This is a genomic window from Sulfitobacter sp. TBRI5 (assembly GCF_051013555.1).
Taxonomy (GTDB): domain Bacteria; phylum Pseudomonadota; class Alphaproteobacteria; order Rhodobacterales; family Rhodobacteraceae; genus JL08.
In genome coordinates this window covers 3,893,532-3,913,169 of record NZ_CP112884.1, presented here as the reverse complement: position 1 = coordinate 3,913,169, position 19,638 = coordinate 3,893,532, and the positions used below count along the sequence as shown (strand labels likewise).

Genomic DNA, 19,638 nt, shown 5'->3' with positions numbered 1-19,638 from the left:
AGCGCGTAGAGGTTTCATCCGGCGCTCGCAAATGAATGTCGTTCTGCAGTCGTCATCTCACTTTCGTGCTGCATCCCATGTTCCGAGATATTGAGTCCGACGATCTCTTCTTCTCTGGTCACCCTAAAGCGGAAGACCGCGTTGCCAGCGGAGAAGACCAGAAAGGCCATACCGAAGGTCCAGATGCCATAGACAAGCACGCCCAGACCTTGGGCGCCGATCTGTTCGAGGCGGCTCAGCCCTGTGCCAAGGGTTTCGAGATCACCGTAGAGCCCGGTTGCCAGAGTGCCCCATATCCCGGCCCCTAGGTGCACGGGGATTGCGCCGACTGCGTCGTCGATCTTCAGGGTCTCGAGGATCTGGCTGACAAAGACGACGATCATGCCGCCAACCAGGCCAATCAGGGCAGAGGATCCTGTCGAGACGGCGAAACAATTCGCGGTAACGGCGACTAGCCCACCCAGTGCGCCATTGATGAACTGATCAACGTCGAGCCGCTGGTTGACCGCATAGCGAAGCCCCCCAGCCGACATAGCGCCGACGCATCCCCCGACAACCGTGTTGATCAGGATCGACGGCACGGTTTCGTCCAGCACCAATGTGCTTCCACCATTGAAGCCAAGCCAGCCGATGAAAAGCAAAAGAGCGCCAAGTGTGGCGGTGGGCATGTTTGACGGGGTGATGGCCTGGGCGTCCGAGCCGTCATCAAAGCGCCCCAAGCGCGGGCCGATAATCAAGACAAGCGCGAGCCCAGCCCAGCCGCCAACGCTGTGAACCACCGTCGAACCGGCAAAATCCACAAAGCCCAACTCCGCAAGCCAGCCTGATCCACCAGCGCCGTCAAGGCCAGCCCAACTCCAGTGCCCGGCAATTGGATAGAGAAACCCCGATACGATCACCGCGACGAAGAGATAGGCCCCGAACTTCATCCGCTCGGCGACAATCCCAGAGAGGATCGTGACCGCGGCCCCACAAAACATCACTTGGAATAAGAAGAAGACAGCAAGAGACGGGGACGCCTTTGCAAAGTCGATGGAGAACAGGTCCGATCCGATCCACCCTTGATAACTCAGCCCGAACATAAGACCGAAGCCGAGAGCCCAGAAGACCAGCGTGGACAGACAAAAATCAGCGAGGTTCTTGATCGCGACGTTGATGCTGTTTTTTGAGCGGGTCATCCCGCTCTCAAGGCATAAGAACCCACCCTGCATCAGGAAGACCAGCGCACTGGCAAAGATGACCCAGAGCAGATCAATATTCGACATCAGACGAACTGCCAGAGGCAGCCAGTATTGGTGCCTTGCAGCGTCACGCGTTTAGCCATTGTTCAACCTTTTCAAGAAGTCGCTTTATGTCGACCGGCTTGGTATCATAGTCATCGCAACCCGCACCCAGGGCCTTGTCACGATCACCCGCCATGGCATGTGCTGTCAGCGCGATAATCGGAATGCTCTTTGTTTGGTCACTGGCTTTGAGGTGCCGTGCCGCGTCCCAGCCATCCATGACCGGAAGGCTCATATCGAGCAGAATTATGTCGGGGCTTTCCTCTGACGCCATCTCGACACCGCGCTGGCCGTCAAACGCCATCACGACGTCGTAGCCCTTCTTCTTGAGCCTGCGAGACAGCATGTCTCGGTTCATCTCATTGTCTTCAACCAGAAGAATTTTTGCCATCTTGTCTTCCCTTTCTTTTATTCCTGACCAGAACATCGGTACGAAACCTTAAGCTGCGTCTGTTTCCGTCGATGTATCCGCTGCCAGCCGAGCCTCAACGAGTTTCCGTAGATGCATCTCGAGCATTGAATCGAGTTGTTCCTCTGTTTCAAACATATGAAAAGCTCCGATATAGGAGCCGTCTTCGCCAATCAGCCAGCGATCGAGATACCGGGTGAGCTTGTCGATCTGGTCGAGCCTGTCGAGAACAACGTCACGATCCTCGAGCGACAACGTCGGCGCCCCCTGCTTTCTGTAGAGAAGCATCTCCGGAGAGCCTTGCTGCTTAAAACCGCCTAGTGCGTCCTCGAATTCAAATGCCGTACCAGATTCGTATCGGGTCCCGTCAGGTCTCAGGATCGTATCAGGTAGAGGCGAGCCGATGCGAGACCAAAGAATACCAACGTAGATTTCCGTCTCATGCGGTGGGTGGATCTGAGCCTGGAAAGTCTCAGAAGCCAGCATGGGCTCCTCTTCCCAGAGAATTGGGATCAGATAGGCACGCCCAAAGAATTCCTCGTTAAGACGCCCAATCACAGTTTTTGCCACTCGCCGTTCGGGAATGACGTCGCCGGGTGAAGAAATGAATATTCTGAATTGCTTTGAGATGTTCTGGCGGAGGCGGACCTTTTCAAGACAAGCACTGATCCGCGCTTGAAGCAGGATCGGATTGAACGGCTTAAATATGTAGTCTTCGGCACCCTGAAGGATACAATCGACCATCATTTCAATATCGTCAGACGCAGACAGCATGATCACCGGGATCGTGCGCAGGCGAGAAGACGCCTTCATTCGCTGCAGGGTCTCAAGGCCAGTCAGGCCGGGCATCATGTAATCAAGCAGGACAAGGTCAAATCGATCGGTTTCGAGGAGGGCAAGGGCCTCCTCTCCGCTGGACACCGTCCGCGCCGAGTATCCCATGCGCTTAACACGCCGCCTTAATAGCTCGCGGTTTGACGGATCGTCGTCTACCAGCAAGAGTTCGCCCCCTTGGCCGATTTGACTGGTAATTATCGACATGTCTTGTTGCGGAGAGAATTTGCCTTTTTTCTTTGGCGCGGTTTTTTTGTTTGCGTTTTTTTCGAGCAAACGTTGCGGGATGTCATCTACGAGACTTAGCGCTGCTCGCCCCGCTTCGGCGATATTTTCCAGGTCAGATATGAACTCGGCTTCGTCGAGGTCTGTCGCCTCCTCGAAGATCATTTCCGAATAACCGTTTATGTGGTTGAGTTGCATTCGAAACTGAAACTGAGCGTCACCTACATTGACCTCTTCGGGCGAGTCCGTCGAAGCGCCCAAGAAATCTTCTATAAGGGCAAGCATTTTGTGACCTGCATTCTGGATTGCTTGAAGGTCTCCCGAAAATGTCTTCAGGAGATCAGGTGGCAGATCCTCCTCAATCATCTCGGCGTAGCCGATGATATGGCCTACCGGTGTGCGAATGTCGTGGCGCAACTTTGAAAGTTGCGCCTTGAAATCGCTGCTATCTTCCACCTCCTTGTTCATCCTGCAGATGGCGGTTCGTGTTCGCGGTGGTAGCGGTGTGTGCTCCACTGGACCACGTCCATGAGCGAGCGTTCCGCCAAATCCGAAATCACATCCTGTGCGTGGATAGGGTCGGAGATTGCCTCGAGACGCCGCTCAGCGAGTTCAAAAAGCTCTCCCTGATTTGCGTACTGCCAGAGCAGCTCACGCGTCGCCATTTTCGTTTGGTAGATCTCCCATATTGCAAGCCAAAGCGGCAAAAGCCCCATGAGGAAGACGACAATGGTCTTCCCATCAAGATCGCCGATATGAAAACCGTAGAGAGACTTCTTGAAAAAAAGCAGCGACACTGCACCGAGAAACGCAGCAAGAAACAGGAACTTCTTTACTGTTTCCAGACGTTCATGCTCACCGTGTAACTGGTGATGCTTTCGTGAAAAATATGCCGCTTGATCCTTGACCCATCTTTCTGATGCCGTCGCAACCCTATCTTTGGCAGGCACAGTGCTTTCGTAGGTCAAGGGTTCTGTGCATCGGATTGCATCGCCAATCCATCCGAAGCCTTTGAAACGCTCAATGCTGGTTAGTCGGAAAAGGCGCCTTGTCTGGCCTGTTGCACCACCTCCGGACAAGACGAGGAAAAATCGGATTCGGAGTGCCTCGGCCAGCGCGCGGAAGGCGAGGTGACGTCCAAACCAGCCGCGCCTTGAGCCAATGGCGAAAAGTATGAAACCTCCCGCAAACAGAGCCACATAAGCGATGAGAAACAGTTTCAGTGCGGCAATCTTAGCATAGAGCAGAAATGTCAGCCCCATCAGGGCGGCCATGAGGCCGAAAAGCTTAAAGAGACGATCCGATTGACGCTGATTTGCGAGAGCAAGTTGATCCGCACGCAGGAAATCCACGTCGATCGAGGAAGCGACTTCTGATATCTTGATATCATCCGGGGTAGAGATCGGATAGGCGGTCAGATCGGTGCCTGTTTCTGTGTCCCGTTCGATGGCATACTGGTCAAACTCGCTCCAGCGCTCCAGTACGAAATCAGGGATTTGCGGCAGGCGACAGATAAGGCCGGTAGCACCCGCCTGTACCAGATAGCTTGTCTGCACGTCGGCCTGCTCAACTTCGCCCGCCTGCCTAGGTGCTTTGATCCAAATCGCGAGGTCGGATCGATCATCGGCCAACTCGGCGTCACCGACCGCTTCGAGTTTGCGAGCCTGCCGCGTTTGTGGCTCTAAACCGGAGAGGTAGCGAACGACCACGTCGGATGATCCACCAGTAAGCCCCGTCACCTCTCCATCCCAAAGCGCGATAAGGACATTTGAACGTCTAACAAGGTAATCCATGAGCCGCGCATAAAGGGCATCACGAGACGCGTCACCTTCGTAATTGTCCTCCACAGTGCCAAAGGGAAGAGGCAACTCCTGCACTTTGACGCGCGCGTCATTTAAAAGTCGAATAAAGTCCGAGTGCGCTTCGCCCTCAAAGTCTGCCTCGTAGAGAGCACGGGGCATTGGCAGAACCGCGCGCACGGGCAATCCTATCTCAATTGCAACCTCGGTCGCGAGTGTATCGGCGCCCTGAGCCAGTCCGGTCACAAGCTCGACCGGAAGGGCAGCAAACCGTTCTCTGAGAGCCTCAAGTTCATTTCGTAGTGCCGCACGTATGTGGGCGACAGCTTCAGGATGAATGTCACGGTGCCCTGTAAGGCCAATGGTGAACACAAACCCTGATTTTGCCACTTCGTCACTCATTCTGCTATCCCTCGACTCCCAGTGCCCATTTCGGCGCTTCCAGGTCGAGTCGTTTCGAGATGTCCACAAGCGCCTCGCATTCCTTCTGGGTCGGCGTTCCGTGGACGCCTGTCATCCCGACGGCAATCGCGTGGGCGATCTGCGGTGCGCCCTTCATCTCGCTTGCCCGGTCGAGCATAGCGAAAACCTGACCGTTCCGCGCCATAACATCGTCTGAGGCCGCAAACTCGCGAAACAATTCCAACCCGTGATCAATATCCATGTGTCTGAGCAAGTCAGCCTCCGCCATAGTGCGTCGGAGAAACAGTTCTTCCTCCTCATCTACATCACCCCGGCAGGCTGCGATGATTGCAGCGCCTGCCATTGTTGCCTTGATAATATCTTCATGGCGCACCTTGGATGACAGAAGGCTCATGAAATGGTGCAAGGCCGGACGTTCCAGTAATTCTCCCACGTTCTGTCGTAGCTCTTCGGAAAGCTTTCGACGCTCTTCAGCATGCATAGCCGCCAGAAGTTCTTTGTGAGCAACCTTGGCATCCTTTTCGCGTTGCGGAGCACGCTGCGCGAGCGCGTCTTGTAGTTTGAGTTGGATTTCAGGGCTATCGGACATCAAGCTTCGGAGTGCGTCCTCGGGAAGATGTGCGACCACTGAATATTGTTCCGCCTGTGCTAGGTAATTTCGAGGTGTGCCATTCAGGAAGCTTTGCAGGCCAAATATCTCTCCACTCGGGCAATTCTCCACTTTGACTTCGTTCACTCTGTCATCTTCTATGCGCTGATGAAGCGCGACATTTCCGCTAAGGACGAAATAGAGCCCATCTGACGGCTCGCCCGGCTCATAATAGCAAGCCGGTGGATTGAGCGTTATAATTCTAGCGGCTTCGGCCAGCTGAACCAGATTTTCCTCAGTGCATTCCGAGAATATTTCTGATTTTCCGAGCTGGTCGGCGACCTTGTCTTTCCCGAAATCAGCGGCGCCTTCCCGGTCGAGTTTCTCCCACTCGTCGCCGGTACCCAGCCAATGTCGGTTGATCGCGATGCGCAGCCGATGCTTTCTCATCGCACTCCAGATAGCCATAACCATCTCATTCTGTGCATCCCACCAATGATCGTCATCATCGAAATGCCAACGAACCCTCACTTCAATGCCCTCACTGGTATATCCAAGCATATTGAAGTCAGGTTTCGGGTCACGGCGAACGAACCTCGAGTTCTCAAGCTCTTTTGCGATCGCACGAATGGCGAGTTCCGGAGGACAGGACAGTTCCAAAGTAAAAGTGAGGTAATAGCGAAACCGACTAGTGGGTTCGCTGAAGTTCAGGATGGTTCGATCAGCGACACCACTGTTGGGAAAGATATAAAGCGAGTTGGTATGGGGGTTTTTGACCGAGATCGAGCGCCAGTTGATCTCATGGACTTGACCATAAACTCCATCGATCTCGACATAGTCGCCGATACGCAAGGCCTGAGTGGCATTGAGAGCAACGCCGGAGAAGACCTCCTTGAGTGTTGATTGCGCCGCGAAGCCGAGCACCAGCGCCGCCACGCCCGATGTGGCCAGCAGACCTCCAACCGGCTCATCGTAGACGAAGTGCATAACCAGCAAGATTGCTGCAAGATAGAACGCAACCCCGACGCTTCCCGTAACAATGACTGGGACCTTCCTCTCGCCATGATCCGAGAGCAGTCCATCCCAAAGGACAACCCGAATCACACTATTTAACAGAAAGGCAAAACCGATGGCTGTCGCAGCAATAACAGCTCTCTCTACAGGTGCGACAAGCGAATCTGCACCTAAAAAACGAAGCCCGGGGCCGATTGTGAAATCGAGCAACACCAGCAAGCCAATGAGTTCCGCGGATGCTCGGATGCGGTGAACGCGCCCGGACACATACACGGTCGCAATGCGCACCAATAAAAGGGTGGCGCAGGCCAGAAGCCCAAAAAGACCCAAGGCAGGTATCACCTGTTGTATGGCATCCATTTTTCGCCGCTTCCCCCCAAATATATTGATTATTGAATGCTAGTATGTAACGTGTTGGTGAACGGTGTCAATTTGCCGAGGGCTTTCGTAGGGAGCGGGCAGGTCGACGGAAGGCAACATAAAAAGGGAGAGGGATTTCGAGTTCAACTGGGATGACGAAGCCGAAACCAAGGCGGGATACACCGCCGCTATTGAGGCTGTGCTTGGCTTGGCCGCACAAAAGATGCCAGTCACAGAGAAGGCCGTCGCTGAGCGGCATTGACGGACATAAGCACATCCGTCGTCATGCCATGGCGTACGCTATGCGGATGATCCGTGCGCCGATGCATCCGCCAAATTGAACTTGTATTTCGCACGATCATTATTCTTTTTTTCTTTCAACTATTGGCCGCATAGACTGCAGGACATCAGGAGCCGCTACCGTCTACTTGATAAATCAGAGCATGTCGTTAGTTAACAGTCGCAATCTGTTTGTCTGAGAGTCTCCAGGAGACAAGGTCAAACCGCTCGATCCGGGTGAGATTTAGAAGCAAAGAACTCGAATGGGTGAAATCTGCTGAGATCGCTTCGTCGGAGTACGGAATGGCTGCATCTTACTACGTCAATACTTTTGATTTGCCGCCAGATCAGGCGCGAGCAATTTGGCGTGAGATAACCGACGAAACATACGAACTAGCTTCAGCAGCCTGTGCGGGGAACGACTATAGATTTGCCACGCGTATGTGGCTTGCACCGGATATCTTATTTTTCAGGGTCCGAGCGAAAGCGAACACCATATTCAGACCGAGCAAGCTAGTCGAGGGGCGCCCCACTCGCCTCATAAAGGTTAAACTGTATCAGTGTGGCGGAGAAACCATTCAGTTAGATGGTGAGAAATTCCACTTGGATAGCAGTGCGCTCCACTTTATCGATCAAAATCGATCCAAAAGCGAAGCTCACACAGATCACGAACTGGTTTCGATCTTTTTACCCCATCACGCACTTGGATATGACCCGTCGACCCATCCGCCCGTCTTGAGTTTCAGCCTAGACTCCGCCCTCGGACGTTTTCTTCTGGCAACCATTGACGCCGCATTTCAGGAGCTTGACCATCTGAGCCAAAATGAGCTTTCGGTTCTTGCAGAAAGCATCTCAGGGACGCTCAAAAGCGTTCTATCTAATAGAACGAGACATGAAAAATATACAAATACCCAAAATGACCAAGTTAATGCCATCAAGGACTTCATTGAAAAGAATCTTAAATGTAATTGGCTTGGCGCGGGTAGGATATCCCAAGAATTGAAACTGTCCCGAGCTACACTGTTCCGCCACCTGGAAGAATACGGAGGAGTGAACCGGTACATTGTTTCGCGCCGGTTGAGCAGAGCATATCGGGATTTGTCTGAGGCACAGCCCGTGCGAGGCGTCGTTAAGGCCATTGCCGAACGTTGGGGATTTTCTTCACAAGCTCACTTCAGTCGGGTGTTTAAGGAAGAATTTGACGTAAGCCCCGTGTCTTTGGTCGGTCGGTGGGTTCAAAAGCCTCATGATGCGGCAGCAACGGACAACGCTCATGCGCGAGGGAACATCTCTCAATATGCGCCCGACATCGCTGCGCTAAAGTGGGCGTACGAACGTTACAGATAGTCGAGTGGCCTTCGTTTATCCACTTGAGACTCTCAGACAAGCAGATTGCGACTGGCAACTAACGACAACCAACGAATGAAAGAGTAGAATTTTATCGGTTTGATATCGGCCAGTTGATGGCACGAATAAGTAAAATGAACTAAAAGGAGAATATCATGGGAAACGCTCGTCTCGACTACATCTGGCTGGACGGTTACGACATCGCGAACATCCGTACAAAAGCACAAATCCACCCAGATAGTTCGTACAATGGATCTGTTGAAGACACCCCGAAATGGGGTTTCGATGGCAGTTCCACTCAGCAGGCGGAGGGCCATGACTCTGACTGCATTTTGCAGCCCGTTCGTGTCTATCCGAACCCCTTCAGGCAAAACGCCTACCTCGTTTTGTGCGAGGTTTTTCATCGAGATGGGCGCCCGCACGAAACCAACACGCGAAATCTGATTGATCGAGAAGCCGAAGCTGAATTCTGGTTTGGTTTTGAGCAGGAATACATTTTGATGACCTCAAATGGTCGACCTGTTGGGTTTCCCGATGGCGGCTTTCCCGAGCCTCAGGGACCGTATTATTGCGCCGTGGGATCGCATCGCGTCGAGGCGAGAGAATTGGTTGATGAACACTGGGACGCTTGCCTAACCGCCGACCTGGGTGTGACTGGGATCAATGCCGAGGTCATGTTGGGTCAGTGGGAATTTCAGTGTTTTGGAAAGGGAGCCCTTCGTGCGGCCGACGATTTGATCGTAGCGAGGTTCCTACTTCAACTAATCACAGAGAAGTACGATCTGATTGCAACCCTCGACCCAAAACCGATCTCTGGGGATTGGAATGGCTCTGGCATGCACTCAAACTTCTCGTACGACTACCTGCGGGATGTCGGCGGACAGAGCTACATTGAAGCGCTATGCGAAGGCTTCCGCCCATTCCACCAAGATCATATCGATGTTTATGGTGCTGGAAACGAACGCAGATTGACTGGGTCTCATGAAACGGCCTCTATCGATCAGTTCAGCTTTGGAGCATCGAACCGAGGTGCATCAATCCGCATCCCGCTCTACACGACAACGCATGACTGGAAAGGGTATCTTGAGGACCGGCGTCCTGCATCTGATGCTGACCCATATCTCGTCGTCGACCGCATCATGCGCACGGTCAAAGTGGCTCACGAAAAAGCGCTAGAAGCCGTCTAGCTGCAAGGCTGGAGTGTGATATGGAGAGAATTGTAACTCAAAAGACGATGTTCGTAGGCGGGAAGGAGGTGCACGTTTCCGAACGTGCATCTGTCGCCGATGCGGCACACTCGGCCCGGGGCGAAATGAAGGCTCTCACTGATAAGCTCGGCTGGCGCATAGACTGGCAGTTCCACATTTTAGTCGCAGAGGAGAACCACGCTCTGGAATCGAAGCTCGAGGTCTTCTGAAAGCCTCTCCCTCAGCGGGCCAAGAGAAATCAGCATCAACCAAGTGGCTCGACTTCGATTTAAGGCAGTCCTCGTAGCGCGGAAAATTCACCGATCCGCAGAATTCGGGTGCTTCAGCTTTATTTCTCCGGGGTTAGGAACGCCCACTAAAGTAAGAAAGAGGGAACGGGATTTGCCCAAGTACGAAACTCAGCGGAACAGCCTACCCATAGGCCCAAAGTTTCTTGTCATATTCGTTTTGTATTTCTTTGTCAGTTTGGTTTTGGGCATACTTAGCCTGACATTAGCGGCTAACTACGACGGTGTCGCGATCATCTGGTTGCCTGCCGGTTCTGCTGTTGTTGCGCTGGTCTTTATAGATATGCGGCTTTGGCCAAGCATTGCTTTGGCATCCTTTGTTTCAAACCTGTATTTTGGATCAAACATCCAAGCCGCCGTTGGAATTGGTATCGGGAGTGCTCTGGGCGCAATTATAGCCACCTTGGCCCTGCGTGCTCTGGGCCCTTGGAATGAGCTTTCGATCTTTTTCAAAGCTCTAAAACTGGGCACCATCGGGGCAGCAATAAGTGCAAGCATTAGTGCCGGATTTGGTGTTGCATCACTTTATTTCTCAGGCATTGTGCCAGCTTCAAATATGGCAAAAAATTGGACGCGGTGGGTGTTGGGGGATTCAGTCGGGATCTTTTTGTTTAGCTCATTCATCCTGATCTATTACATGATTGAAGACCGTAAAAGCAACAATGCCGAGCCCTAACAGACGGCTAAGCGTGAGGTTTCTCGAACAAGTTGATGCGCCACTAAGATTGGAGGCAATAGGTTCGAGAAACGGCCACCCTGTAAAATGTTCGACGATAATGCTGAGTGGGAATTAGGATTGATGCAGACTGGCTGGAAACAGGAACTCAAGGAAAACTTGCGTGGCCCCGTTGTTGTCCCAAGTATCACCGCCGGACTGGTTGCGGGTGTCCTGACGGTCACCTTCATGTTTTCCTATTCGGCCGTGATTTTTACCGGTGAACTCTCCGGCTACGTGCCACGAGCGACAGGGCAACTCCTCTTTGGTGGTGTTGTAATTGCGCTTGTCATTGGGCTCTTCAGCGAGCTTCGCGGCGTCGTGGCTTTGCCACAAGACAACCCAACGGCAATCATCGCTGTCATGATTGCGACTCTATCCCAACTTCCCGGGAGCACGCTCTCGCCAGAGATGCTGTTTGCCCAGGCGGTGGTAATAATGGTGGCGTCGACAGCTCTTTCGGGTGTGATCTTCTACCTCGTCGGCCGGTGGCGGCTCGCAGCCTTTGTCCAGCTGATTCCGTATCCGGTGATCGCTGGTTTTCTGGCGGCAACGGGGTGGCTGCTTTTCAAGGGCTCCTTCAGCGTAATGGCGGATCAAAAGTTTGATTTTTCCCAGCTCGGTGCACTCGGCGAAGTCACGCATCTTTGGCTGCCCGGAGCCGCATTCGCTATCATTACGTTGTTCGTGTCCCTCAAGTACTCCAATGTTTTCATCATGCCGGGGCTCATCTTGGGCGCGGTAGCTCTTTTTCACGTAATTCTAATTCTCAGTGGTGTTGCGAGCCAGGAAGCCATTGACGGAGGGTGGTTGCTGCAACCATTTGGGGAAGGCGCGTTGTGGCAGCCTTTACCTCTTTCAACATTTCTTGCCGCCGATTGGACGTTGTTTGTGACAGAATTCACAGGGTTGGCCACTATTCTTTCGATTGCGCTCATCTCTGTACTTCTTAACCTCACAGCTCTCGAGTCGGCCTTTAACCGTGACATAGACGTCCACCGCGAGATGCGCCTGGCCGGACTTGCAAACATGCTTGCTGCGCCTGGCGGAAGTCTTGTTGGATATCACTACGTAAGCCTCTCCACTCTCGGGCGTCGTATGCGTGGAGACAGTAGGCTCGTTGGGGTCGTAGTCGCAGTATTTTGCCTTCTTACAATGACGGTCGGCGCAGGTGCTCTGTCTGTATTCCCAAAATTTGTGCTGGGCGGCTTGGTAATGTTTATCGGACTAGGTTTCCTTTTCGATTGGGTTGTTAAAAGTTGGTCCAGTCTACGGCGCGGTGACGTCGCCATAATATTTGTGATCCTTTTTGTGGTCGAGTTTATCGGATTTCTCGAAGGTGTTGCGACCGGCGTAGCCGCAGCCGTAGTTCTCTTCGTGATTAGCTACAGCAAAATTAACGTTGTTCGCTTAGCCATAGAGGGGAGTAATTTTTCGAGTGCCGTTGATCGCCCGGAAGACCAGCGAAACGCCCTGACTACCGAAGGCAAAAAAATTCTATATCTTAAACTTCACGGTTTCATTTTTTTCGCGTCCTCAATTAGGTTGTATGAGGAAGTGGCTGGAGCTCTATCTAAACAAGAGGCCGCACCAGAGTTCGTAATTTTGGACTTTCAGCAGGTTTCCGGATTGGATACGTCTGCCGTTCATGGCCTCGTCAAAATTAAGAAAAAGGCTCTCGAAGTCGGAACGCAGCTTGCGCTGGCTCACGTCTCAGAAGAAATTGATCGACGGTTGCACGAAGAAAAATTTCTAGATGGCGATGCTGTTATCGAGCCGATCTTCAAGGATGCAGACAGTGCCTTGGAATGGTGCGAAGATTTTCTTCTAAGAACGGCTGGTTTTGATCCAAGCCCAAAAGCGTTGCCGATAGACGATCAGTTGAACAAGGTTTTCAAGAGAGAGATCGATGTCCAAAAATTCCGGAGCTACTTGGAAACGATTGAGTTCTCATATGGTGATGTTGTTTCAGAACCTGGCAATGAGCAGCGCATGCTGTACTTTATCGAACAGGGGACCATTTCGATTTATCTCGCCGAGTTAGACGGAAAAAACCGTAGAATACGAAGTGCGGGCTCAGGTTCGATGGTCGGCGTGGCAAGCTTCTTCAGGCAAGGAAATATCGGCCCGCTTGTGCTAGGTATAGCGGACACAGAAGGAACCGCTCACGTTATGACAGAATCGGCATTCGAACGTATGAAGTCCGAAGATCCGGAATTGGTCCTTTCGTTCCAAACATTTGCGCTCGAATACGTTTCAGAGCGGTTGGCAAGTAACTTGCGAACACTTTCATCGATCCTTCGCCTCGAAGAATAATACTTTAGCCTAAAATTCTTTTTCCATCGCTTGTGACGTCAGTGAAAGAGGAACTTTCTTGTCGGCTGAGTTCGCGCTGACTAGCGTCACCGGATGACAAAACGCAGCCCTTGTCGTTATTTCAAGACGAGCCCAGAGAATATTCGCTTGGCGCTTGTGATGTATGTCCGCTCTTAACACCTCGGATGGCATTGTCATTTGTGGACGGCCCCGGTTTTGCAAGGGTTGACTTGAGCGGATTTTGATCGTTGCGGGGTTCGGTCATGTGTCCGGCCTTTGTGTGCGGTGCATGTGACCGTTGGCCCTTCTGTGGTTGTCGCTAAAAATGCAAGAAGTTTCTGAAGCATGGATTTGAGATCGAGTGCGGTCTTCTATCAGGCCTCGTTGTGCGGTCTTTGCCGTCCTTTCCTCTCAGTGGCTGTAACACCACCATTCTGGCACATTGCGATGCCGTCGAGGGAGGGCGGCAACCACCCCATCTGATGATGTCGGCGTGCCGGATCCCAATCAGACAATCGACGCCCTGACAGTATTTCGGGGTGTCACCTTCAGTTGGTTTGAAGGTCCGGTCCTGCAGAGCCCTGCAGGGAGATCAAATTTCAAGAACAGATTGCGCAGTTTTGATGTCGGAAAAACGTGCTCAGGCTGCGACCGGGGCGCCCTTGCAAAAACCGGTTCCGCGAGCCAAGATTGGCGCTGTCAGCCAATAGGATCCGACCATGTCATACCAGAAACCCGCAGGTCTGGGCGCGCTTGTCCAGAAGTGCCAGCCCGGTTTTGCCCTGCCGCGCGATTTTTACACGCGCCCCGATATCTATCAGCACGACATCAAGACCTACTGGAACGAAAGCTGGATATGGGTCGGGCATGTCAGCCAGATTGTGGAAAAGGGCGCGTTCTTTCTGTTTGAATACGGGCATGAATCGATCATCGTGGTGCGCGACGGATCGGACCGGGTGCGCGCCTATCTGAATGTCTGCCGTCATCGCGGATCGCGGGTATGCGTGGAACACCAAGGCACAGCGCGGGTGTTTTCGTGCCCCTATCACGCATGGACATATGATCTGGATGGCAAATTGCGCGGCGGGCGCGAAATGGGCCCCGATTTCGATCCGGCACAATACGGCCTGTTCGAAGCCCATGCTCGCGTGTTTGAGGGGCTGATTTTCATCTCGACCGGCGCAAATCCACCCGACATTGATGCGGGGCTTGATCAGCTGCGCCCGCTGGTCGCGCCGTTCGATCTTGCCAATCTCAAACTCGCACATACGGCATCCTATCCGGTGCCCGCCAACTGGAAACTGGCGATCGAAAACTACATGGAATGCTATCATTGCGCGCCAGCCCACAAGGATTATTCGCGCAGCCACAGTTTGAAAGATCCCGCGTCGATGACCGATGAACTGGTCGGGGCGATGCAGGACAAGGCGCGTGCTGCCGGGCTGGATACGACCGAGATCAGCCTGCCGGAACAGTCGGGCGGGGGAATGAATTTCTATTTCCGCCGTTACCCGCTTTATTCCGGCTATGTCACCGGGAGCAAGGACGGCACGCCGGTTGCGCCGCTGCTGGGAACGCTGGGCGGTTATGATGGCGGCACCACCGATCTTCAGATCGGGGTTCTGAACAATTTCCTGATCTATTCCGACTACGTCGTCGGCTATCGTTTTGTCCCGACCGGCGTGCAGGAAACCGATATTCAGGTCGTGTGGATGGTGCGCGGCGATGCCGAGGCGGGCAGGGATTACGACCCTGACACCCTGATCTGGCTGTGGCACGAAACATCGCTGGATGACGAACGGATCATACGTGTCAATCAGGAAGGCGTGAATTCGCACCACTTTGTGCCGGGTCCGCTGTCGCACATGGAATGGGGCATTCAATCATTCTACGACAGCTATCTTGGCATGATCGCGCCCTCCGTCTGATCGGGAAAACTTCGCGGTCAGTACCTTGTGCTCATCCGGTATCCGGGCTGAAAGGTCATGCGCACAAAGGTGATCGGCTTGCTGCGAAACCACGTTGTGCGTTCCAGCTGGAACAGCGGGGTGCCCTTGGGTGTCGCCAGAAAATCCGCCATTTCGCCACTGGCACCAACCGCAGAAAACGTGATTTCGGCGTTGGAAAATGGCACGGCTTCCAACAGCCATTCATTCGGGCCGATGGTTGAAAAATCGGCGTCTACCACCGATTTCACCGCATCGATGTTGATCCAGCGGTCTTCGAACTGAAACGGCTGGTTGTCGGCGTAATGCATGCAGTTCAGATGCAGGATCTGCGCGCCTTCCGCGACATTGATCTGCGCGCGCAGCCATGCGGGCGCATTGATGATGCTGCGATGCACCAGCGCATAGCGATAGGTGGCGTTCATGTCCTCGATGGTGCGGCGCACCACGGAGATTTCGAATTTGGCCTGTTTTGACGGCGCGCTTTTCACGCGCGTGCCGCTTTTGCGTTTGCGATCCACCAGCCCCTGTTCGGCCAGTTCGCGCAAGGCCCGGTTTACCGTTGCGCGCGCACAGCCGAACTCTTCTGCCAGTTCCATTTCGGTGGGCAGCAGGCTGCCCTGCGGCCAGACGCGGTTTTCAATGCGCGCTTTGACCTCTTCCTTTATATCGTGAAAGCTGACTTTTCGTTGCAAGGTCATGCATTTTGTTCCTTTTGGTGGATGTTTATGATGTGCATAACCGGCAAATGTCCAATATTTATTGGGATCAAGGGGATGGTGCGATGCGGTTCGATCTGAATACTTGCCCGAAACAGCCGTGGAAAAACGGTGGCGGGACCACTCAGGAACTGGCGGTCGGCTACAGTGGCGACGCACTCCTCTGGCGGCTGAGCATGGCGCAGATCTTGGCCGACGGGCCTTATTCGGTGTTTCCCGGTTTGCGGCGTATCCAGACCATCGTGGAGGGGGCGGGCCTGCACCTTTCTGGCCCGGATCAGATGATCGCTGTGCGCCCCTTGCAACCTGTGGCCTTTGACGGCGCGGTGTCATTTTACGCTGCATTGCGTGATGGTCCCTGTCAGGCATTGAACCTGATGTTCGATCCGACCCGCGTGCAGGCCGATATGACCGTTCTGTTCGGGCCGCAATGCTGGTCGGGCATTGATGAAACCCTGCTTTACTGCGCCCGCGGATCTGTCCGGTGTGGCGCCGAAACACTGGCGCAAGAGGCGGGTATCCATTGCACCGGACCTGTAGACATAGATGTATCATCCGGCGCGGTGGCGGTGCTGGCGACGCTGAAACCGGTCAGATAAGCGCCAGCAAATCCTGCACTGTTTGTTTGTAACGTGCGATGATGCGGTCACGGTGAATATGGTGGCCATCCTGCACGCAATGTCGCCCCGCGCTCCACAGGTCGGTAATGATGTCGTCGCCCGCAGCAAAACACAGCCCGTCCAGAACCTGACCATCGTTCAGGGCGCACAGGGCCGGTGTGTCGCTGTTGATCGCCACCAGATCGGCCAGCGCACCCACCTCGATCTGTCCGCTGCCGCGGTTCAGGGCTTGCGCGCCGCCCTGTGCCGCGCCCAGATACAGGTGGTCGCCCACCGATCCGGCTTGCGGCACCAGAACATTGCGGGCCAGATCGCGCAGGCGTTGCGAATATTCCAGCATCCGCAATTCCTCGGACAGCGCGATGCGCACGTTGGAATCCGAACCAATACCAAATGCCCCGCCCGCTGCAAGATAGTCCACACCGTTGAACGGACCGTCGCCCAGATTGGCCTCGGTGATTGGGCACAGGCCTGCCACGGCACCGGACTGCGCCAGCGCGCGGGTTTCTGCGTCGGTCATGTGGGTGGCATGGATCAGGCACCAGCGGGGATCAACACCGGCATTGTCCAGCAGCCACTGTACGGGCCGCGCCCCCAGCCATGCCGAAATATCCGCCACTTCCTTTGGTTGTTCGGCCACATGGATGTGGACAGGCCCGTTCGGTGCGTCCGCCAACACAACCGACAGATCATCGGGGCAGGTGGCACGCAGCGAATGGGGCGCGATGCCCACCTGAGCGTCTTCCGGCAGATCACGGGCGGCCCGGTCGCGCGCCTGTGCCACCAATGCGCCAAACCGGTCGACATCATTGCCGAACCGCAATTGGCCGCCGTTCAATGCGGCCATGCCCGCGCCGCCATAGCTATATAGCACCGGCAGATGGGTCAGGCCGATACCGGTATGCGCTGCGGCGGCGAACACACGCGCGCTCAACTCTGACAGATCGTCATAAGGCTGCCCGCCCGGCTGGTGATGCACATAGTGAAACTCGCCCACGCTGGCATATCCGGCCTCTTGCATTTCCATGAACACGAGTGCCGCAATCGCTTCATAATGATCAGGCGTGATGTGATCCATGAAGCGGTACATCAATGTCCGCCATGTCCAGAAATTGTCTTGTCCGGCGGCGCGAAATTCGGTCATACCGGCCATTGCACGCTGAAAACTGTGCGAATGCAGGTTGGCTAAAGAGGGCAGCAACGTATCAACCGCTATGGCATCGGGTGCAGCGGATGCACCGGCTTTCACGTCCGCGATACGCCCGTGTTCAAGGGAAAGACGCACATTCTGCGCCCAGCCAGAGCTTAGTCGCGCGCGCTTGGCAAAAATTGTCTGCATGGGATCACTTTTGTCTAGACATAAACTGTTTAAAGGCGCCCGATCCGGTAATCAACTTAATTGCGCCGATCAACCGCGCGGCAGGGCGGTTTCGATCTCGTCCTGATAGGCGAACAGCGCGGCCAGACCGCCGGTATGGACAAACAGTACATTGCTGCCCTGCGGGATTGATCCCGACCGGACCAGTGCGGGAATCGCGGCAAAGGATTTGGCGGTATAAACCGGGTCCAGCATGATCCCTTCGACCTGCGCCATCCGGGCCATGGCATCGGCGGCAGCAGGTCCGATCCGCCCGTATCCGGGGGCCAGCGCACCGTCCCAGATTTCGATCCGGTTCTGGGGAACAGGCCCGCCTGTGTCCGTCAGTTCAGACAGCGCCGCCAGAACCCGTTTCAACCTGTCGGTTTGCAGGCCCGCATCACGGCGCACGCAACTGCCAATCACCCGTGCGCCATGGCCGGCGCGGTGCAGCCCCGCGAGCAGGCCCGCATGGGTCAGCCCGCTGCCGGATGCCACGACGATCACGTCAAATCCGGCGTTCTGTGCAATGATTTCATCCGCCGCGCGCATGTATCCTAGCGCACCCAGAGGCGGGTTTCCGGCCGCCAGCGGGATCACATAGGGCACACGCCCCGCCTTTTGTTCCTGAACCGCGCGCGCCCGCAGCGCCGCGTCGGCACCGGCTTCGTCCTCGCCATCAGGGTAGTGCATCACCTCTGCCCCCAGAATACGCGACAGCAACACATTGCCCGAGCGGTCATAGGTGGGCCCCATATCCGGCATACGGGATTCCAGTTGCACGATTGTGCGCATCCCCAACTGCGCCGCCGATGCGGCGGCGGTGCGCACGAAATTGGATTGAACGGCCCCGGTGATCAGGATCGTATCGGCGCTGGCCGCTTGCGCCGCCCCAAGGTAATATTCCAGCTGGCGGGATTTGTTGCCGCCAAAGGTCGTGCCCGCCAGATCATCGCGTTTGATGTGCAGCGTGATGCCTAGCTGTCCAGACAGGCGCGCCAGCGGTTGGATCGGTGTGGCTGGGCCAACCAGTTCGGCGCGCGGCTGTGCCATTACGTCAGCCCCAGTATCGCCTTGGCCTGCTGCGGTGTTGCAACGGGCCGGTCATAACGCACGCACAGATCGGCAGCGCGCCGGATCAGGGCGGCATTCGATGGGGCCAGCCTGTGTTTGTCCAGCCGGACATTGTCCTCAAGTCCGGCGCGCGTATGACCGCCTGCGGCAATGGCCCATTCGTTCACAACGATCTGGTTTGCCCCGATCCCTGCGGCACACCAGGGGGCATCGGGGGCAAGCCGGTGCATTGTGTGGACATAGTAATCGAACACATCCTTGTCGGCGGGCATGGCGTTTTTCACCCCCATGACAAACTGCACGTAAAGCGTGCCGTAAAGACGCCCCGCCTCGTGCAGGCGCACAGCCTGAAGAATGTGCGACAGATCAAACGCCTCGATCTCTGGCGTGACCTGATAGGTCTGCATTTCACCCGCCAGCCAGTCAACCAGATCGGGCGGGTTTTCATAGACGCGGGTGGGAAAGTTGTTTGATCCCACAGACAGGGATGCCATGTGCGGGCGCAGCGGCAGCATACCGCCGCGTTCACGCCCGGCGCCGGATCGCCCGCCTGTTGAAAACTGGATGATCACATCGGGGCAGTGTTCTTCCAACCCCTCCTTGAGCCGCGCGAACTTGTCGGGATCGGATGATGGTGTCTGATCGGAATTGCGCACATGGGCGTGAATGATGCTGGCCCCCGCCTCGTACGCGGCGTGCGCACTTTCGATCTGTTCGGCAATGCTGATCGGAACGGCGGGGTTGTCTTCCTTGCGCGGAACCGACCCCGTGATCGCGCAGCACAGGATGCAGGGTTTGCCCGCGACGCTTTGGTTCGGGTTGGTCATGTCTTGG

16 protein-coding genes and 1 pseudogene are annotated in these 19,638 nt (G+C 54.9%); 8 read left to right on the top strand and 9 right to left on the bottom strand.

The window, feature by feature from the left end; all coding sequences use genetic code 11:
* Positions 1-14 precede the first annotated feature (14 nt).
* Genes OLX72_RS19500 through OLX72_RS19480 form a run of 5 tightly spaced genes read right to left on the bottom strand, consistent with a single transcriptional unit; the run spans position 15 to position 6,936 of the window.
* The gene (locus tag OLX72_RS19500) at positions 15-1,265 is read right to left on the bottom strand and encodes an ammonium transporter (protein WP_433989367.1); all 1,251 of its coding nucleotides are present in this window, start codon (positions 1,263-1,265) and stop codon (positions 15-17) included.
* Positions 1,266-1,308: 43 nt separating this feature from the next.
* Positions 1,309-1,674 (bottom strand): response regulator, encoded by a 366-nt coding sequence (locus tag OLX72_RS19495; protein WP_114872168.1) that lies wholly within the window; start codon positions 1,672-1,674, stop codon positions 1,309-1,311.
* Positions 1,675-1,722: 48 nt separating this feature from the next.
* Positions 1,723-3,207 (bottom strand): response regulator, encoded by a 1,485-nt coding sequence (locus tag OLX72_RS19490; protein WP_433989366.1) that lies wholly within the window; start codon positions 3,205-3,207, stop codon positions 1,723-1,725.
* Between the two features lie 8 nt (positions 3,208-3,215).
* Positions 3,216-4,952 (bottom strand): hypothetical protein, encoded by a 1,737-nt coding sequence (locus OLX72_RS19485; RefSeq protein WP_114869587.1) that lies wholly within the window; start codon positions 4,950-4,952, stop codon positions 3,216-3,218.
* Positions 4,953-4,956: 4 nt separating this feature from the next.
* On the bottom strand, positions 4,957-6,936 hold the full coding sequence (locus tag OLX72_RS19480; protein ID WP_114869588.1) for a cyclic nucleotide-binding domain-containing protein: 1,980 nt from the start codon (positions 6,934-6,936) through the stop codon (positions 4,957-4,959).
* Between the two features lie 582 nt (positions 6,937-7,518).
* On the opposite strand from OLX72_RS19480, the gene OLX72_RS19475 reads away from it, so the two are divergent.
* From OLX72_RS19475 to OLX72_RS19445, 7 genes and pseudogenes are all read left to right on the top strand, one after another.
* Positions 7,519-8,562 carry a helix-turn-helix domain-containing protein gene (locus OLX72_RS19475; RefSeq protein WP_433989365.1) on the top strand — a complete coding sequence of 348 codons (1,044 nt, stop codon included), beginning with the start codon at positions 7,519-7,521 and terminating at the stop codon, positions 8,560-8,562.
* Positions 8,563-8,717: 155 nt separating this feature from the next.
* Entirely contained in the window at positions 8,718-9,749 is a 1,032-nt protein-coding gene (locus OLX72_RS19470) for a glutamine synthetase beta-grasp domain-containing protein (protein WP_114869590.1), read from the top strand.
* A 20-nt stretch (positions 9,750-9,769) separates the two neighbouring features.
* Positions 9,770-9,979: a hypothetical protein gene (locus OLX72_RS19465; protein ID WP_114869591.1), complete on the top strand. Its 210-nt coding sequence runs from the start codon at positions 9,770-9,772 to the stop codon at positions 9,977-9,979.
* 172 nt (positions 9,980-10,151) lie between these two features.
* Positions 10,152-10,733, top strand: coding sequence for an MASE1 domain-containing protein (locus OLX72_RS19460; protein WP_205389155.1), 582 nt, complete (start codon positions 10,152-10,154; stop codon positions 10,731-10,733).
* An 87-nt stretch (positions 10,734-10,820) separates the two neighbouring features.
* On the top strand, positions 10,821-13,088 hold the full coding sequence (locus OLX72_RS19455) for a SulP family inorganic anion transporter (RefSeq protein WP_433989364.1): 2,268 nt from the start codon (positions 10,821-10,823) through the stop codon (positions 13,086-13,088).
* Positions 13,089-13,181: 93 nt separating this feature from the next.
* A pseudogene (locus tag OLX72_RS19450) lies at positions 13,182-13,259 on the top strand (IS6 family transposase); the annotation flags it as partial.
* Positions 13,260-13,807: 548 nt separating this feature from the next.
* Positions 13,808-15,016, top strand: coding sequence for an aromatic ring-hydroxylating oxygenase subunit alpha (locus OLX72_RS19445; protein ID WP_433989363.1), 1,209 nt, complete (start codon positions 13,808-13,810; stop codon positions 15,014-15,016).
* 17 nt (positions 15,017-15,033) lie between these two features.
* Here OLX72_RS19445 and OLX72_RS19440 read toward each other — a convergent pair whose 3' ends face one another.
* Positions 15,034-15,735: a GntR family transcriptional regulator gene (locus tag OLX72_RS19440; protein WP_433989362.1), complete on the bottom strand. Its 702-nt coding sequence runs from the start codon at positions 15,733-15,735 to the stop codon at positions 15,034-15,036.
* A gap of 47 nt (positions 15,736-15,782) precedes the next feature.
* Here OLX72_RS19440 and OLX72_RS19435 point away from each other — a divergent pair, with 47 nt between their 5' ends.
* Positions 15,783-16,352: a HutD/Ves family protein gene (locus tag OLX72_RS19435; RefSeq protein ID WP_433989361.1), complete on the top strand. Its 570-nt coding sequence runs from the start codon at positions 15,783-15,785 to the stop codon at positions 16,350-16,352.
* Here OLX72_RS19435 and OLX72_RS19430 read toward each other — a convergent pair.
* The 3 genes from OLX72_RS19430 to OLX72_RS19420 form a co-directional block, all read right to left on the bottom strand.
* Positions 16,345-17,712 (bottom strand): formimidoylglutamate deiminase, encoded by a 1,368-nt coding sequence (locus OLX72_RS19430; protein ID WP_433989360.1) that lies wholly within the window; start codon positions 17,710-17,712, stop codon positions 16,345-16,347. The two genes, OLX72_RS19435 and OLX72_RS19430, sit on opposite strands and share 8 nt — an antisense overlap.
* A gap of 69 nt (positions 17,713-17,781) precedes the next feature.
* Positions 17,782-18,783, bottom strand: a complete 1,002-nt coding sequence (locus OLX72_RS19425; protein ID WP_433989359.1) for a D-cysteine desulfhydrase family protein — start codon at positions 18,781-18,783, stop codon at positions 17,782-17,784.
* A complete protein-coding gene (locus tag OLX72_RS19420) occupies positions 18,783-19,631 on the bottom strand; it encodes a 3-keto-5-aminohexanoate cleavage protein (RefSeq protein WP_114869599.1) in 849 nt (282 codons plus the stop codon). The genes OLX72_RS19425 and OLX72_RS19420 overlap by 1 nt, the downstream gene beginning before the upstream one ends.
* Positions 19,632-19,638: the final 7 nt, after the last annotated feature.

Excerpts from the sequence above, each read along its gene's own strand:
- OLX72_RS19455 (WP_433989364.1), top strand. The coding sequence starts at position 10,821 with ATGTTCGACGATAATGCTGAGTGGGAATTAGGATTGATGCAGACTGGC.
- OLX72_RS19425 (WP_433989359.1), bottom strand. The coding sequence starts at position 18,783 with ATGGCACAGCCGCGCGCCGAACTGGTTGGCCCAGCCACACCGATCCAA.
- OLX72_RS19495 (WP_114872168.1), bottom strand. The coding sequence starts at position 1,674 with ATGGCAAAAATTCTTCTGGTTGAAGACAATGAGATGAACCGAGACATG.
- OLX72_RS19435 (WP_433989361.1), top strand. The coding sequence starts at position 15,783 with ATGTCCAATATTTATTGGGATCAAGGGGATGGTGCGATGCGGTTCGAT.
- OLX72_RS19485 (WP_114869587.1), bottom strand. The coding sequence starts at position 4,952 with ATGAGTGACGAAGTGGCAAAATCAGGGTTTGTGTTCACCATTGGCCTT.
- OLX72_RS19475 (WP_433989365.1), top strand. The coding sequence starts at position 7,519 with ATGGCTGCATCTTACTACGTCAATACTTTTGATTTGCCGCCAGATCAG.
- OLX72_RS19430 (WP_433989360.1), bottom strand. The coding sequence starts at position 17,712 with ATGCAGACAATTTTTGCCAAGCGCGCGCGACTAAGCTCTGGCTGGGCG.
- OLX72_RS19480 (WP_114869588.1), bottom strand. The coding sequence starts at position 6,936 with ATGGATGCCATACAACAGGTGATACCTGCCTTGGGTCTTTTTGGGCTT.
- OLX72_RS19465 (WP_114869591.1), top strand. The coding sequence starts at position 9,770 with ATGGAGAGAATTGTAACTCAAAAGACGATGTTCGTAGGCGGGAAGGAG.
- OLX72_RS19420 (WP_114869599.1), bottom strand. The coding sequence starts at position 19,631 with ATGACCAACCCGAACCAAAGCGTCGCGGGCAAACCCTGCATCCTGTGC.
- OLX72_RS19440 (WP_433989362.1), bottom strand. The coding sequence starts at position 15,735 with ATGACCTTGCAACGAAAAGTCAGCTTTCACGATATAAAGGAAGAGGTC.
- OLX72_RS19445 (WP_433989363.1), top strand. The coding sequence starts at position 13,808 with ATGTCATACCAGAAACCCGCAGGTCTGGGCGCGCTTGTCCAGAAGTGC.
- OLX72_RS19500 (WP_433989367.1), bottom strand. The coding sequence starts at position 1,265 with ATGTCGAATATTGATCTGCTCTGGGTCATCTTTGCCAGTGCGCTGGTC.
- OLX72_RS19470 (WP_114869590.1), top strand. The coding sequence starts at position 8,718 with ATGGGAAACGCTCGTCTCGACTACATCTGGCTGGACGGTTACGACATC.